At 46.7% G+C, this 17,215-nt stretch carries 7 protein-coding genes; all 7 read left to right on the forward strand.

Annotated features, from left to right (window positions below; genetic code table 11):
* Positions 1–4: 4 nt before the first annotated feature.
* The 7 genes from ACIFSR_RS24170 (at position 5) to ACIFSR_RS24200 (ending at position 16,098) form a co-directional block, all read left to right on the forward strand.
* On the forward strand, positions 5–2,326 hold the full coding sequence (locus ACIFSR_RS24170; protein ID WP_430060565.1) for a glycoside hydrolase family 95 protein: 2,322 nt from the start codon (positions 5–7) through the stop codon (positions 2,324–2,326).
* A 165-nt stretch (positions 2,327–2,491) separates the two neighbouring features.
* On the forward strand, positions 2,492–4,792 hold the full coding sequence (locus tag ACIFSR_RS24175) for an AraC family transcriptional regulator (protein ID WP_430060568.1): 2,301 nt from the start codon (positions 2,492–2,494) through the stop codon (positions 4,790–4,792).
* A gap of 36 nt (positions 4,793–4,828) precedes the next feature.
* Positions 4,829–6,469 (forward strand): extracellular solute-binding protein, encoded by a 1,641-nt coding sequence (locus ACIFSR_RS24180; RefSeq protein WP_430060570.1) that lies wholly within the window; start codon positions 4,829–4,831, stop codon positions 6,467–6,469.
* A 242-nt stretch (positions 6,470–6,711) separates the two neighbouring features.
* A complete protein-coding gene (locus tag ACIFSR_RS24185) occupies positions 6,712–7,665 on the forward strand; it encodes an ABC transporter permease (protein WP_430060707.1) in 954 nt (317 codons plus the stop codon).
* A gap of 15 nt (positions 7,666–7,680) precedes the next feature.
* Complete coding sequence (locus tag ACIFSR_RS24190; protein ID WP_339205215.1) at positions 7,681–8,601, forward strand: carbohydrate ABC transporter permease; 921 nt, start codon at positions 7,681–7,683, stop codon at positions 8,599–8,601.
* Positions 8,602–8,708: 107 nt separating this feature from the next.
* Complete coding sequence (locus ACIFSR_RS24195; protein WP_430060573.1) at positions 8,709–10,382, forward strand: extracellular solute-binding protein; 1,674 nt, start codon at positions 8,709–8,711, stop codon at positions 10,380–10,382.
* Positions 10,383–10,458: 76 nt separating this feature from the next.
* Entirely contained in the window at positions 10,459–16,098 is a 5,640-nt protein-coding gene (locus ACIFSR_RS24200) for a X2-like carbohydrate binding domain-containing protein (protein ID WP_430060576.1), read from the forward strand.
* The last annotated feature ends 1,117 nt before the right edge of the window (positions 16,099–17,215 follow it).

Raw genomic sequence — 17,215 nt, forward strand, 5'->3', positions numbered from 1 at the left:
CTGCATGAATCATTCAAAGCTTTGGTATTCAGGGCCAGCAGTCGATTGGAAGCAAGGACTGCCGATAGGGAATGGAAGAATAGGCGCGGTCATTCACGGTGGAATAGAAAGCGAAACGTGGAGCATGACAGAAATTACTTACTGGTCGGGTCAGGTGGAGCGCATTCAAGGAAACGGAAACCCGAAAGCCAATCTGGAGCAGATGAGAGAGCAGTTTTTCAAGGGCAATTATAGCGAGGGAGACCGGCTTGCTAAGCAAGGGCTGCAGCCGAAGAAGCAAAACTTTGGCACAAACCTTTCTGTGTGCGATATCAATCTGTGCTTCGAGCAGCAAGGGGAAGATCTGGTTCGTGAGTTAAGCTTGGAAAAGGCAATCGTACAAACTTCCTATACAAGCTCTGGCGGCAAAATAACACGTGAGACGTTCGCAACGCATGCCGATGGCATTGTTGTATCGCGCATAAAGAGTGAGCTAAAAGGGGCAATATCCTTCTCGCTGAGCATTCAAGGGAGAACCGGAGATTTTGCAACGACAGCTGCGGATAACGATACAATTGGGTTCCGCGGCCAAGCGACGGAAGATGTGCACAGCAACGGAAAATGTGGTGTGTTTTGCGAGGGCAAGGTGAAGGTCGTTGCCGTAGGCGGCATTATCGAAGCTAGTGGTAATGAAATCAAGGTATCGCAAGCGGATGAGGCGTTTATATATTTCGCGGTGAATACGGATTATGGCAGGACGGATGAGAATTGGGCTTCGGAATGCCATGCGCAAATTAACGATGCTATTGCCAAAGGTTATGAGCGACTAAGAGCGGATCATATTGTAGATTATCGCGATTTGTACGCTCGTGTTACCCTTGATTTAGGCGATACGGCGAGTGCGAAGCTGCCAACAGACGAGCGGATGAAGCAGCTTCGGAACGGGCATTATGATGATCCGGATTTAGTCGCTTTATTTTTCCAATACGGCCGTTATCTAACGATTGCAGGTTCGCGCGAGGATTCGCCGCTGCCGCTGCATTTGCAAGGCGTGTGGAACGATGGCGAAGCGAATCGCATGGCTTGGAGCTGCGACTACCACTTGGATATCAACACGGAAATGAACTATTACCCGACGGAAATAAGCAATTTGGCGGAATGCCATGTACCATTGATGAACTATATTGAACGTTTATCTGTCGCAGGCAGGCAAGCGGCTCAGGATTTCTACGGAAGCGAGGGCTGGGTGGCGCATGTGTTCTCGAATGCTTGGGGCTTCTCGGCACCGGGCTGGGAGACGGGCTGGGGACTGAATGTAACAGGCGGATTATGGATTGCGATGCATTTGAAGGAGCATTATGAGTATGGGCTTGACCGCGATTTCCTAATGAAGCAGGCGTATCCCGTTATGAAGGAATCGGCGGTCTTTTTCCTCGATTATATGACTGTGCACCCTACTTATGGCTGGCTCGTAACCGGACCGTCCAATTCGCCTGAGAACAGCTTTTATCCGAGCGGCAGCAAGGATGAAGCTCAGCAGCTGTCGATGGGCTCAACGATGGACCAGCAGCTGATATGGGATTTGTTCACTTTTTGCCTAGAGTCGGCGAAGCTGCTGCAAATAGATTCTGAGTTCCAAGAGAAGCTGGAGCAAGCGTTATTGCTGATGCCGCCTCTCATGATCGGAAAAAAAGGACAGCTGCAGGAGTGGCTCGAGGATTATGAGGAGGCGCAGCCGGAGCATCGCCACCTTGCTCATCTATTTGGCTTATACCCGAGCAATCAAATTACACCGCGGAAGACGCCGGAGCTGAGTGCTGCCGCTAAGCAAACGTTGATTGGCCGAATGCAGACCGATGAGCTGGAGGATATTGAATTTACAGCGGTACTGTTCTCCACCGGCTTCTCCAGATTGTACGAAGGTGATCGTGCGCTAAAGCATATCACTCATTTAATTGGAGAGCTGTGCTTCGATAATATGCTGACCTATTCCAAGGCGGGTGTAGCCGGAGCGGAGACGAATATTTTTGTCATCGACGGCAATTATGGCGGAACCGCAGCGGTAGCGGATCTGCTCCTTCAAAGCCAGCCGGGCGAAATTCACCTGCTTCCAGCGCTTCCGGCTGTCTGGTCCAAAGGGTCATACAAAGGACTGCGTGCCAAAGGAAATGTCGAGGTTGACGTCTCGTGGGAAAATGGCGTGCTGACTGAAGCGACGATTCAAGCTTTCTCTATAGGGGAAACGGTCGTAAGATTCGGTGAGAAGGAAGTGCAAGTCTCTTTGATACCCGGCCGTGTCTATCGATTCGATAAAGAATTGAAAGCTCTAGTACAGCAAGAAGCTTAAACGGAATGTGCCTAGTTAGTGAATAAGACAACTACTTGTTTTTAATAGTAGTTGTCTTTTCACGTCAGTAAGTTATTATAAATGAGCGAAGCTCTTTTGTTGCTTCTAGGCTTCTATGCTGCCTATCTTATGTAAGCGCTAACAATCAAGGGAGGTGGGTTGACCGTGCCAAAGTACTCAACCATTTTTCGGAAATTTCTCATTTCATATCTTATTATTTTGGTCATTCCAAGCATAGCGGGTTACGTTTCCTATCGTACTTCAATCTCGGTGACACAATCCATTTCCATTGAGAATAGCGTCACATTGCTGCAGCGGAGCCAGGATATTTTGGAGAGAAGGATGGTTGAGGTTGAGGGCTTCACAAGGCAGCTCGCTTTGAATCCTGATTTAAATAAATTAATGAATGAGCAGAAAAAAGGCGACATCGTCAACGTTTATGGCATTTGGAGCATGGTGAGACAGGTAACGCCGTTTAGCCAGACAAATGATTTTTTGCAAAACTATTTTATCTACTTAAATAACTATGATGTGATCTTTACACAGGGCTCCGCCTATTTCCGTCCCGAACATTATTATCAGAACTTTCATTATAACGATCTTACGCTCGCGGAATGGAAGGAAACAGTACTGGACAAAACTCACCGAAGTGAAATTATGCCTCTCAGCTCCTTTACTAGCAATGCCAAACAATCCTCCGTCGTTACGTATATGCAGTCGCTCCCTTTGGACAGCTTTAGCGGTTCATCACCTGCCACTGTGGTCGTCATGATTGATGAAGAAAACATATCTAGCCTGCTCGCGGGAGTAGAGGATCGTTATGGCGGCTGGGCTCATATTAGCGATGCGCAAGGGAATACAGTTGGACTTCGCGGAATTAGCGAGGAAAATGCCAAGCTGCTGTCTTCGGATTCACGCCTCATCCAAGACAAAGTTAGTCAATTTTATAATAACGATCTCGTCATTACGATCCATTCCGAAAAAAATGGTTGGACCTATCGAGCGGGAATTCCAAAGCAGGTGCTGATGGAAAACGCAAATCAAATTAAACATATTACTTGGCTGGTGACTGGCATCGCCCTACTTCTCGGCCTGCTCGCTGGTCTGCTCCTGTCCTATCGAAACAGCGCACCAATAAATAGGCTGCTTACGGTGATGAAGGAGCAGTTCGGCAAGGATGGCATTACGGGCCGAAACGAATATGATTTTTTGCAGGGCAACATATCGAGCATCATTACGAGCAATCGCCACCTGGAGACGGAATTAAAACGGCAGCTTCCTTTAGTTAGAGATGGCTTCTTAAAACGGTTAATTGCTGGGGAATTTCACACCACTGAGGAAATTACGGCAGCGGCTGTACAGGCGGATACGAGGTTTGATACAAATGAGGGTTATGTCGGTATTTTGCAGATTAATGGATACTCCGGCATGGACAACGTAGAAATACTGAACGAGCTGTATGCAGCAAGACTTATTTTGAAAAAGGCGTTAATCGATCTGGACAGCCAGCTGCATATGACGGATCTTGGCTCGGATCGAATTGTGACCATTATAACGACAATGGAAGGGGAGTATGGAGTCGAAGCAGCTAAGCTGCGAATGAGTCATATTCTTGAGAAGCTGTCTGATATCGCTTATAGGGAGTATAAGATTTCGGTCACTGCAGCATTCGGAGATGCGTTCACGACAATTCTTGACGTTAGCCACTCCTATGAGCAAGCGAAACAAACGATCGAGTATGCCGAGTTTAATAGCAAAAAGAGCTTCGTATGGTTTACGGAATCTAGGCTTGAAACGGCGACATATTATTATCCAATGGACATTGAGCAGCGCTTAATTAGCACCATTCGTGCGGGAGATTCAGATGAGGCAAGGCGGATGGTTCATTCGGTTATGAATATTAATATGGAGAATAAGCAGCTTTCTATCGAGATGAAGCAGCAGCTGATCGGCGAGCTGAAGGGTACGCTGCTTAAACTGCTGGACCAGAAAACATTCATGGAATCCGATATGCTGCATGCGTTGAAAAATCAAATCATCGGCATTCAAGCATCTAATCCAATGGCGGCTATACAGGAGGAGATCATCGAAATTGTAGAAGCATTATGCAGCGTCATCAATAGCAAAAAAAATCATGCTCATATTCAAACCGTCGAGGAAATTAAGCAGTTTATTGCTGAGGCTTATGGCGACTCCGAGATGACCTTATACCGCATTGCAGAGCGGGTGGAGCGGCCGGAGAAGTACATTTCACAATTGTTTAAAGAGGTTACGGATATTAATGTCTCTGACTATTTGGAGATGATTCGTATAGAGCAGGCTTCCTCCTTATTACGGACGAACGCTTATACCGTTGATGAAATCGCTGCCCGCGTCGGGTACAACAGCTCTCATTCGTTCCGCAGAGCCTTTAAGCGAGTCATGGGCGTTGCGCCAAGCTCATATCGACAATCGATCGAAGTGTAAGCGTTCAGTGCAGTTACCGATAAGGAGAGGGTTGGAGTGAAGAAAAGAATCGCAGGCCTATCTGCGCTTATACTTCTTGTAGTTTTACTGCTTGCCGCATGCTCGCAGAGCAATGAGCCAGCTCATACGGATGCAGCCTCGCTTACTTCCATAGACAAGCCGGTTGAGATTAATGTTTTCGCCCAGCAGGATACCAGCATCGATTTGAAAACAAATGATTTTACGAGGCTGCTTGAACATAAATTTAATATCAAATTTAATTGGGACATTATTTCGATGGACGGCGCGAAGGAGAAGCGGCAAATTTCACTTGCAAGCGGCGATTTTCCTGATGCTTATATTTTAACGGCCTACATTGACCAGTTCTCACAATCCGATTTGTTGAAGTATGGCAAGCAAGGCGTATTTCTGCCGTTAAATGAGCTTGTAGAGCAATATGCGCCGAACATTAAAGCAGCAATGGAAAAGGACCCGAAGCTTAAGGCTTTGAATACGGCGCCTGATGGCAATATTTATGGGCTTGTTGCCTATAGTGAATGCTTCCACTGCTCCTATCCAAACAAAATGTGGGTAAACACGAAGTGGCTTCAGCGATTAGGGCTTGATATGCCCAAAACGACAGACGAATTTAAAGAGATGCTGAGAGCGTTCAAGCAAAACGACCCGAACGGAAATGGTTTATTGGATGAAGTTCCGCTGAGCGGCTCGACGGAAGATTTTGGCGTTCATATTGTTCCTTATTTGATGAATGGCTTCATTTATGATGACGACCGCAATTATTTGTATATGAATCATGGGAAGGTGGATACAGCGGCCAATAAGCCGCAATGGAAGGAAGGGATTGCTTATATTAAGTCACTTTATGATGAGGGCTTAATTGATCCGGGAGCCTTTATTCAAAATGCCGAGGCGCTAAAAAAAGCTGGAGACAATGCAAATGCTGATATTCTCGGCGCAGCTGCAGCCATGCATCCTGCTATCTTCGTGAGTGAGCGAACGAAGGATTATGCACCGCTGCCGCCGCTTGCGGGGCCGTATGCTTCCTATGCTACCTTTGCCAGCGGCGGCATATCACCGGGAGCTAAATTTGTCATTACGAATAAGGCGAGCAAGGAAGCGCAAATTGCCTTAATTCGAATGGTTGACTACATGTACACGCCGGAAGGACAAACGCTAGCGCAATCGGGTCTTGAAGGCGTAGGCTGGCGAAAGCCGACAGCTGGTGAGGCTGCGCTTGGTGAAGGGCTGGAGCCCAAATTTGCAACGCTGATCCCCATCGAAAGCACTGAGCAAAAGAACACCGGCTGGAGCGGGATGGCGCATTTCTATATGCCAAGAGATTATCGAGACAGCTGGGTCGCAAGCAAAGACATATACGCGCCCGACGGCTATGAGCGAAGGCTTATTGAAGCGACTCTGCTGTATGAGGGACATGAGCCTGACGAAATGTTTCCGGTGTGGAACATTTGGCTTGATTCGGCACAAGCGGATGAAGTGGGGATGCTGAGCACAAATTTGATGAATTACATTGATCAAAGCATGCTTCAATTTATTACCGGGAACTTGGATTTGGATAGGGATTGGGATACCTATGTGAGCGGACTGGAGAATATGCAGGTTGATCGTTTTATTGAAATCATGCAAAAAGCATATGACCAAAACAAACCTATGCACTAGAAATGCATAAGAAAGAACCCGACTGCCCAAGCAGTCGGGTTTTTTTGGCGTTTATTAGCAGCAATCCTGAAAATTGTACGCCGCTGCGGCGATTTGCCCCCTGAAAACAGGGGTTATTGTACGTTAAAAGACGCAAATGTACCTGTTTGGATAATGTGGATTTCTACTATGATCATCGTATAGAAAGCGCTGTCATTTCATCGGCCATTAGCTACCTAGGGGGGATTGTTCTGGAAAAAGAGATTGTATTGAATAACAAGCTGTTGAAGCAAAAGAGCAAGCGCAGCCTTGCGGATGAAGCGAGCAGAAGCTTCAAGAAGCATTGGCAGCTGTACCTTATCATTATACCGCCTGTATTGTTTTTTCTTATTTTTAAATATTACCCGATGCTGAATGCGGTGCTTGCCTTTAAGGATTACAACGTCATCAAAGGCATTTGGGGCAGCGAATGGGTCGGGCTCAAAAACTTCAGGCTTTTTTTTGAAAATCCGATGTTCTGGACTCTGGTCAAGAACACCATATACGTCAGCGGTTATTTATTGCTCGCGGGGTTTCCGATTCCAATTATTTTGGCATTGATGCTTAATGAAGTGCGAAATGGCCGTTTCAAACGGCTTGTACAGCTGGTCACCTTCGCTCCTTATTTCATATCTACAGTCGTTATGGTTTCGATCATTATGATGTTTCTGGCGCCGCGGCTTGGCTTTGTGAATGTGGCGCTCCACTACTTCGGCATGGATTCAGTCAACTTCCTTGGTGAAGCCAGCATGTTCCGATCGATCTTTGTCTGGTCGGATATTTGGCAGACGGCTGGTTATTCCGCGGTCATTTATTTGGCGGCGCTTGCGGGCATAGATCCTATGCTCTATGAGGCTGCCAAAGTGGATGGCGCTTCGCGTTTTCAGAAAATCGTCCACGTTGATTTGCCGGGCATTTTGCCGACGATTACGATCATTCTCATTTTAAATGTAGGCAGCGTAATGGCGATTGGCTTCGAGAAAATTTATTTGCTGCAAAATCAGCTCAATATCGTTAATTCCGAAATAATCGCCACATACGTGTACAAAATTGGGCTCTTAAATGCCAATTACAGCTTCGCTACAGCGGTAGGCTTGTTTAATTCATTCATCAATCTCTTGCTGCTGTTCACGGTTAACGGTTTGGCCAAACGGTTTATGAAATCAAGCATTTGGTAAAAGGGGAGTGCGCCTATGGCATCAACGAAGATAGCATCGCAGGCACCAATCAGACAAACGATTAAGGATTCAACAGGCGATAAGATTTTTTTGTTCATTATTTATGCCATATTGGCGGTTGTGTTGATTGCGGTTATTTATCCGCTCATTTATATTATCAGCAGCTCGATCAGCAGCCCGGCAGCCGTTACTTCAGGCCGTGTCTGGCTGTGGCCTGTTGATATTTCCTTTAAGGGCTTTAAGGTTCTGTTCGATACGCCTGAAATTATGAGAGGGTACGGGAACTCGCTATTCTATACCGCAGCAGGAACGTTAATCAGCGTAACGCTTACGGTCATGATTGCGTATCCGATGTCGCGCAAATCCTTTTTTGGCCGCAGCGTCATTATGATGCTCATTACGTTCACCATGCTCTTCAGCGGCGGTTTGATTCCGACGTACATGGTGGTGAAGGAGTTTGGCATGATCGATTCGCGGTGGGCGCTGCTCATTCCGAATGCCGTTTGGGTATGGCAGGTCATTATTGCACGCTCCTTCTTCCAGTCGTCCATTCCAGATGAATTGTTTGAAGCAAGCGAGATCGATGGCTGCAGCGACATCCGATTTATGCGAAGCGTGGTTATTCCGTTATCCAAGCCTATTCTTGCTGTGCTTTTCCTAATGTATGGCGTAGGTCAGTGGAATGCCTACTTCGATGCCTTAATCTATCTGAAATCAGCGAAGTTGTTTCCGCTTCAGCTCGTTCTGAGGAGCATCATCATTATGAACAACAGCGCAAGCGTAACGGATGCCTTGAAGCAAGTGGAAAGGCAGCAGCTGTCAGAGCTGCTCAAATATTCGTTGATCGTAGTCGCTACGCTGCCAGTTCTCATTATTTACCCTTTCGTACAGCGTTACTTCGTACAAGGGATGCTGGTTGGTTCTGTTAAAGGCTAACCGGAAAGAGGCAGAGACTGCGCTGGTTTGGATGAGAGGAGGTGGTTCATTTGTAGTGTAATTGCAATACAAAAGTATGGCACAAATCGAAAAAGGGAGCGATACATTTGAAAAAGAGACTCGTAAGTTTGCTCGCAATCATGCTGATGATCAGCTTGGTGCTTGCCGCGTGCTCGAATAATAAAGGAACTTCCAACACTAATAAGGCAACAAATACGCCAAAGGAACAATCGGAAGAGACGGGAGCAACCGCACCGGTTGAAATTACGATATTTGCGGTACAAGAACCGAATATCGATATGGCAACGAATAAATTTACCAAATTTGTAGAAGAGAAATTCAACATCAAACTTAAATTTGAAACGACACCTCCGGATGGCGCGAAGGAAAAACGTCAAATTTCATTAGCGAGCGGAGATTACCCGGATGCGTATATGCTTCCTGGCTATATTGATCAATTCACGCAGGCTGATGTTGTGAAGTATGGAAAACAAGGGGTGCTGGTGCCTCTGAACGATCTGATCGAGCAATATGCGCCAAACATCAAAGCAGCCATGGAAAATAACTCTGACTTAAGAGCGTTCAACACGGCACCCGATGGCAATATTTACGGACTTGTCGCTTACAGCCAGTGCTTCCACTGCTCGTATCCAAACAAAATGTGGTTGAATACGAAATGGCTGGATAAATTGCAGCTGGAAATGCCCAAAACGCCTGAAGAGTTTAAAACTGTATTGAAAGCATTCAAAACACAAGATCCAAACGGCAATGGCATTGCTGATGAAGTGCCGCTCAGCGGTTCAATTGAGGATTTTGGCGTACGCGTCATTCCATTCCTCATGAATGGTTTTGTCTATGACGATGACCGGAATTACTTGAATCTAACCAATGGCAAAGTAGAGTCGGCTGCGCTTAAGCCGGAATGGAGAGAAGGCTTAACGTATATTAAATTGTTATACGATGAAGGCTTAATCGATCCGGGCGCCTTTGCACAAAACGCGGAAGCTTTCAAAAAGATTGGCGAAAATGGCGATGCTCAAATTTTGGGCGCTGGCGCCGGCATGCATCCTGCTATCTTCGTAAACATCGATGTAGGCAACAAAAACTCAGCTGATTACAACCCCGTACCTCCGCTTACAGGACCACATGGCTCGTTCGCGACTCATGATGGCGGCGGCGTTGCGCCGGGAGCAAAATTTGTAATCACAAATAAAGCATCTGAAGAACAAAAAATTGCGCTTATTAAATTGGTGGATTACATGTTTACAGAAGAAGGACAAACGAATGGCGCTTCCGGCATGGAAGGCATCGACTGGAGAAAGCCGAAGGAAGGCGAGGTAGCGCTTGGAGAAGGCGTTACACCGAAGGTAGCAACGATTCCTGCGGTTGAAGGCGAAGCGCCTCGTAATGCAGGTTGGAGCGGAACGGCTCACTTCTACATGCCAAGGGAATACCGAGACAGCTGGGTTCAAGGTACGGATATTTATGATTCCGCCAACTATGAGCGCAGATTGTACCAAGCGACGCTACTGTACCAAGGCCATGAGCCGAAGGAACTTTTCCCATTGTGGGCGATTTGGATTGATTCAGCGGAAATCGATGAGGCAAGCATTTTGCAAACAAACATTAAGTCGTTTATTGAGCAAAATGCGCTTCAATTCATTACCGGAAATAAATCGCTGGAGAAGGATTGGGACGGTTACGTGAAGGGACTCAAGGATCTGAAGATCGATCGTTATCTTGAAATTTTGCAAAAAGCGTACGACCAATCATTTAAATAATAGTGGCTTCAAAGGGTCAGGTTCTTTATTGCGAAATAAAAGCCTGATCCTATTTCATAAACAAAGGAGCTAAATAATGACGCAAATAATGAAGAAATCACGTTTATGGCTGCTAATTGTTGTGATGATTACTACGCAGCTGGGAATCGTGATACCAAAACCGGATGTAGTGGAGGCGGCGAATAATGGATTAGCTGCGAAGCCTTATATGGGATGGAGCAGCTACAGCTTGCAGGTTTATACGGGCAATGGGCAGTGGATTAACGCAGACAATATTAAAGCGCAATCGGATGCGATGCATGAGAAACTTCAGCCTTATGGCTACGAGTATATTAATATCGATGCGGCATGGAATGGCGGAATGGACGAGTATGGGCGGCCAATCCCGAGTACAACTTTATATCCGAATGGCTTTCAAGAGGTGATTGATTACGTCCATGCGAATGGGCAAAAGATCGGCTTGTATGGCATTCCAGGTTTATCGCCGCAAGCGTATGATCAGGATCTGCCGATCTATGGCGCTCCCGGCTGCTCGATGAAGGACATCGCGGCTCAGCCGATTCAGGAGTCGGATTATTGGGGGCTTGGCTACAAAATAGATTTCAACCAGCCATGCGCGCAGAGCTACATAAATTCAATTGCCGACCTTTATGGAGAATGGGGCATCGACTTTTTGAAATTTGACAGCGTGACGCCAGGCTCAGGTATTTCTGACCTTTCGCTGGATGCGCGTGACGATGTAAAGGCTTGGTCGCAGGCGCTGGCTCCCCACCAAATTTGGCTGGAGCTTTCCTGGGCGCTTGATATCAAATACATCGATTACTGGAAGCAGTATGCAAACGGATGGCGTGTGGACTGGGACATCGAATGCTACTGCGGCAACGGGGGTTTAACGGCTTGGCCTAATATCGCTAGATTATTCCCGAAAGCAGAGCAGTTCTGGCGTCATGCAGGTCCAGGCGGCTGGAATGATTTTGATTCATTGAATATCGGAAATGGAACAATGGATGGCATCACGAAGGACGAGCGGATGTCGGCGATGTCGTTCTGGGCGATTTCATCGGCGCAATTATACATCGGTAATGACATGACAAAGTTGGACGATTACGGCATCGAGCTGTTGACGAATGAAGAAGTAATCGCGGTCAATCAGGCTGGCAGGCCGGGGCATCCTGTATCGACAGCGACGGAGCAGCAGGTGTGGTATGCGAATAATGGTGACGGAAGCTATACGGTGGGATTCTTTAATCTCGGAAGCTCTGCTGCGACGGTTAACGTGAATTGGAGTGATATTGGCATCACCGGTCCAGCCACTGTCCGTGATCTGTGGAGCCATGAGGATTTGGGCTCATTTGCGACAGGATACAGTGATGAAAATTTGGCTTCGCATGCTTCGAGGTTGTTCAAGGTAGTGGCACAGGACGGAACAGCAGCTGCTAATGACGACGATACCGGAATGAAATATTCGGGCCATTGGGTTCGTGGCGGCGGGCAGGAGCTAGTCGGAGACAAACAAAATTTCATTATTGATGTAAGCGATAACACAGCGCAAAACAGCAGTATTAGCCCTTCTGCGGCAAGCTTCAATAAGAAGGCTTCGGAGCAGGCTGATGCTGCGACGGTGATGACGCTGAACGGAAATACACTGAATAGTATCACTAACAATGGAACGGTACTGGCGTCTGGTACGGATTACACCGTATCAGGTGATACCGTTACGATTAAAAAAGAGTACCTAGCAGCAAGACAGGCAGGCATTACGAATTTAACGTTTGCGTTTAGCGGCGGGGCAGCGCAGACCTTTGCCATAACCGTAACCGACACGACAATAAGGGATAGCAGGGTTACTCCTGCAACAGTGAGTTTTGATAAGAAGCTGTCCTCTCAAGCTGATATTACGCTGACGACCTCGTTAAACGGCAATGAATTAACGGGCGCTGCGCATGAAGGAAACGCTTTGGCAATCGGCATGGATTACACCGTATCGGGAAGCCAGCTGACGATTAAGAAGGAGTATCTAGCGGGGCTTCCTATGGGAACGACGGCTTTAACCTTCTCATTTAGTGCAGGATCGGAGCAGCATGTTTCCTTAGTCGTAAGGGATACATCTGTAGGCGGGTCGATTTCCATCAATGATGACCATCCGTCTATTGTCTATACAGGCGGCTGGAACCGCAGCTATAACCGCGGACTTGGCGATTATATGGATGATGTGCATTATGCGGAGGTGAACAACAACGATTATTTTGAGTATACGTTTACGGGAACGGGCATTGAATTCATTACCGAGCTGGATCCTTCACAAGGCGAAATAGACATCTATATGGACAACGTATTCCAGCGAACGATCAGTACCTACAACATCGGAAGGCTGGCACAGCAGCCAGTATTCAACATAACAGGACTCACTAACGGAACCCACACGCTTAAAGCGGTGAAGAAGTCTGGTTACTTCCTGCTGCTTGATAAGCTGAGAATTAGTGTGCCGGATTTAATTAGCGCGAGCAGTGGAATGTTTGATAAGGCTGATGGGCAGCAGGCTGATTTTACTCTTTCGACAACAGTCGATGGAAGCAGCCTTAGCAGTATTGCAGGCGGTTCGGGAGCCTTGATAGCGGGCACGGATTATACGGTTGATGGCAATGCGGTGACGCTTAAAAAGGAATATTTGGCGGCACAGCCACTTGGGACTGTGAGCTTGAACTTTGCCTTTGATGGCGGAGCGACGCAGACGCTGGTGATTGCTGTAAGTGATTCATCTGCTGCTAACAGCACAATTAACCCAGTCACAGCCAGCTTCAATAAGAAGGAAGATATGCAAGCAGATATCGCAACAACGTTAACGCTGAATGGAAATACGCTTGTCGGTATTTCGAATGGCACAACGACGTTGGCGGCAGGCAGCGATTATATCGTTTTGGACGATACAGTCACGATTAATAAAGCGTATCTGGCATCATTGCCGCTCGGCATGGTGAATCTAAGCTTTAGCTTTGATCACGGAATGGCACAGAACCTATCGATTGTCGTAAGTGATACGACAGGTCAGAACAGCACAATGGTCCCAAGCGCATTAAGCTTCGACAAAAGAGCGAATGCACAAGCAGATATTTGGACGAAGCTCACCTTTAACGGAAACAGCTTGAGCGGTATTGCTGATGGTGCGGCGGCTTTGCAGGCAGGCATCGATTATCAGTTGTCGGGCGACCAGCTTACGATTAAGAAGGAATTCCTTGCGGCCAAGCCAAATGGAATGACCAATCTGACGTTGTCTTTTAGCGGTGGAGCTGCGCAAATACTGGCTATCGCAGTAAGCGATACGTCTAGAGGCCGCTATGTATCTATTAATAATGATGATAGCGGAATCTCTTATAAGGGTGCATGGCAGCATGGCAGAAACCGTGGATTAGGTGATTACAAGGATGATGTCCATTACACGGAGGCGAACAACGATTATTTTGAATATGGGTTTGAGGGAACAGGCATTGAGATCGTAACGGAGAAGGATTCCTCGCAAGGGGATATCGATGTTTATGTGGATGACGTGTTTAAGCAAACGATCAGCACGTACAATACTAGCCGGCAAATTAGGCAGACGGTTTATAGTATTGAGGGATTGTCTGAAGGAACACATAAGATTAAGGTCGTTAAGAAATCCGGGTATTATATGCTGTTAGACCAATTACAGTTTAGAATTGCAGATATGATTAGTCCGGATGCTGCAAGCTTTGACAAGACGGCACAAGCCGATGTAACGACAACGCTTAGCATTGATGGCAGCAATCTGATTGGTATTGCGAATGGCGCTGCAATGCTTGCGGCGGGCAGTGATTACACGATATCAGGTAGTGTGATTACAGTTAAAAAAGAATATCTTGCCGCACAGCCGGATGGAGCGTTGAGCTTAGCCATTTCCTATAAAGGCGATTTTCAAAATGACCTGCACGCTGCGGAGACGGATGGCGACTATGTTGAATATTTGTTTACTGGAACCGGCATAACATTAATTGCGCCGAAGTCATCTTCTCAAGGTGACATAGACATCTACGTTGACAATGTATTTAAAGAAACGGTAAGCGCGCATCATGCGAGCAGACTGACCCAGCAAGCGGTATACAGCATATCTGGGTTAGCAAATGGTGCTCATACGATTAAGGCGGTTAAAAAATCCGGCGAGTATATGTTGGTGGATGGTGTGAAGTTTGAGGTGAATGCGGAGACAGTGCCATCGGCAACGCCAACAACAGCGCCATCTGCGACGCCAACGGCAACGCCGTCAGCAACGCCAACGTCAACAGCATCACCGTCAGCAACACCAACGGCAACGCCGGAAGAAACAATAGCGCCGACGCCGTCGGCAACACCAACGATAACACCAACGGCAACACCGGAAGAAACAATAGCGCCGACGCCGTCGGCAACACCAACGATAACACCAACATCGGCACCCGTAACCACGAATGCTCCAGCTAAGGAGCTTATCACGATTGATGTTGAAAATGCCGCTAAGGTTGTAATCACGCGTACGACACAAGCGGATGGCAAGAAAACGGATGATGTACCGATTACTGTTGATCAAGCGCAAAAAGCTGTAGACAGTGTCACAGCAGCGGGACACAAATTGGTTAATATCACGATTCCTGATACGAAGGATGAAGTAATGCTAACTTCTGTCACTCTGCCGAAGGAAGCAAATAAAGTGTTCGCAGATGCAAAAATTGATTTAGGCATATCGATAGAAAACGTTAAGATAATGGTGGCTAGCGGCTTGCTTCGGTCATCACTGGAGGATCTATTCATTCGTTTTACACCGGTAAAGGAGGAAACGAAGAAGCAAGAGATTGCGGGTCGAGCGAATAAAGAAGCGATGTTAAGGATCGTTGCAGGAAATAAAGAGGCATCTATAATAGGCCGTCCGATGAACATTGAAACGAATTTGCCAAAAGGCAATGTAACCCTCATTTTGCCTTTGAAGGATGTGAAGCTGAGCGAAGCGGACAGGAAGGACCTGGCTGTATATATCGAGCACAGCGACGGAACGAAGCAGCTGCTGAAGGGCATAATCGTACCGTTTAACGACAAGGGTGAGATGGGCCTTCAATTCACAGTCGACAAATTCAGTCTTTTTTCACTCGTCCATGTGGAGGGCTTAGCCGATTCTAGCTTGGGTGCCGCTTATATGAATGGTTATGAGGATGGTACATTTAGGCCGGAAAATAAGATTACCCGTGCTGAGATGGCGGTTATTCTTTCAAGAATCGTGAAGCAGGAAGCGACTGCGGCGGACATTTCTTATCATGATGTTCTCGCAGGCAACTGGGCGAAGGATGCGATTTCGAAAGTAACAAAAATGGGCTTAATGCAAGGATATGAAGATGGAACGTTTGGTGCTGAAAAAGCAATGACACGCGCTGAAATGGCGAAGCTTATATCCACGCTTATCGGCGCTGCACCAAAGGCTGGAGCAGGTTTTATCGATATTTCGACTCATTGGGCGAAGGCAGCTATTCTAAATGTGCAAGCCGCTGGAATCACTAATGGCTATGCGGATGGAAGCTTTAAGCCAAATAACGCGCTGACGCGTGCAGAAGCAGTCAGCATGATCAACAAAATGCTGGGCAGAGGCAAACTAGTTGGCATAACACCATCCCCGTGGAAGGATGTTGCTAGCAATCATTGGGCTTATGGCGATATTTTAGCGGCGTCGGATAAGTAGCAGAGAGAGGGTGTCCAAAAAGAGTTAAACTCGCTGAAGAGATATTTCGATTTAATTAAAAATCATAAAAATATTGAAAAAATGGCGTCACAGGAACTTATTCCAGTGCCGTCATTTTTCTTTTTTGGTCTATGTATGTTTGTTTAAATAAATGGTAGGTGAGCGAATTTCTGCGTCTGCTTGAGGTGGGAAATGGAGCTGTAAGCACACATAGGTTCTTACAGCGAGAGAAAAGGCTAGGTTTGTTGTCTTTAAGAACAAATATGCGCTTACAGACTTGCGGCAGCGTTTGTTCGAGGTGGAAATGGAGCAGTAAGCACGCATAGGTTCTTACAGGGAGAGAAAAGGCTAGGTTTGTTGTCTGTAAGAACAAATATGCGCTTACAGAGTTATGGCAGCGTTTGTTCGAGGTGGAACTCTCGCTGTAAGCACACATAGGTTCTTACAGCGAGAGAAAAGGCTAGGTTTGTTATCTGTAAGAACAAATATGCGCTTACAGAGTTACGGCAGCGTTTGTTCGAGGTGGAACTCTCGCTGTAAGCACACATAGGTTCTTACAGCGAGAGAAAAGGTTAGGTTTGTTGTCTGTAAGAACAAATATGCGCTTACAGAGTTACGGCAGCGTTTGTTCGAGGTGGAAATGGAGTAGTAAGCGCGCATAGGTTCTTACAGCGAGAGAAAAGGCTAGGTTTGTTGTCTGTAAGAACAAATATACGCTTACAGAGTTACGGCAGCGTTTGTTCGAGGTAGGAATGGAGCAGTAAGCACGCATAGGTTCTTACAGCGTTTGTTATCTGTAAGAACAAATATGCGCTTACAGAGTTGTGGCGGCGTTTGTTCGAGGTGGAAATGGAGCAGTAAGCACGCATAGGTTCTTACAGCGAGAGAAAACGATAGGTTTGTTATCTGTAAGAACAAATATGCGCTTACAGACTTGCGGCAGCGTTTGTTCGAGGTGGAAATGGAGCAGTAAGCACACATAGGTTCTTACAGCGAGAGAAAAGGCTAGGTTTGTTGTCTGTAAGAACAAATATGCGCTTACAGAGTTGCGGCAGCGTTTGTTCGAGGTGGAAATGGAGCTGTAAGCACACATAGGTTCTTAAAGCTGAAGAAAAGG

This window comes from Paenibacillus sp. NRS-1760, from assembly GCF_050467785.1.
In the GTDB taxonomy this organism is placed as follows: Bacteria; Bacillota; Bacilli; order Paenibacillales; family Paenibacillaceae; genus Pristimantibacillus.

Excerpts from the sequence above, each read along its gene's own strand:
- ACIFSR_RS24170 (WP_430060565.1), top strand. The coding sequence starts at position 5 with ATGAATCATTCAAAGCTTTGGTATTCAGGGCCAGCAGTCGATTGGAAG.
- ACIFSR_RS24190 (WP_339205215.1), top strand. The coding sequence starts at position 7,681 with ATGGCATCAACGAAGATAGCATCGCAGGCACCAATCAGACAAACGATT.
- ACIFSR_RS24200 (WP_430060576.1), top strand. The coding sequence starts at position 10,459 with ATGACGCAAATAATGAAGAAATCACGTTTATGGCTGCTAATTGTTGTG.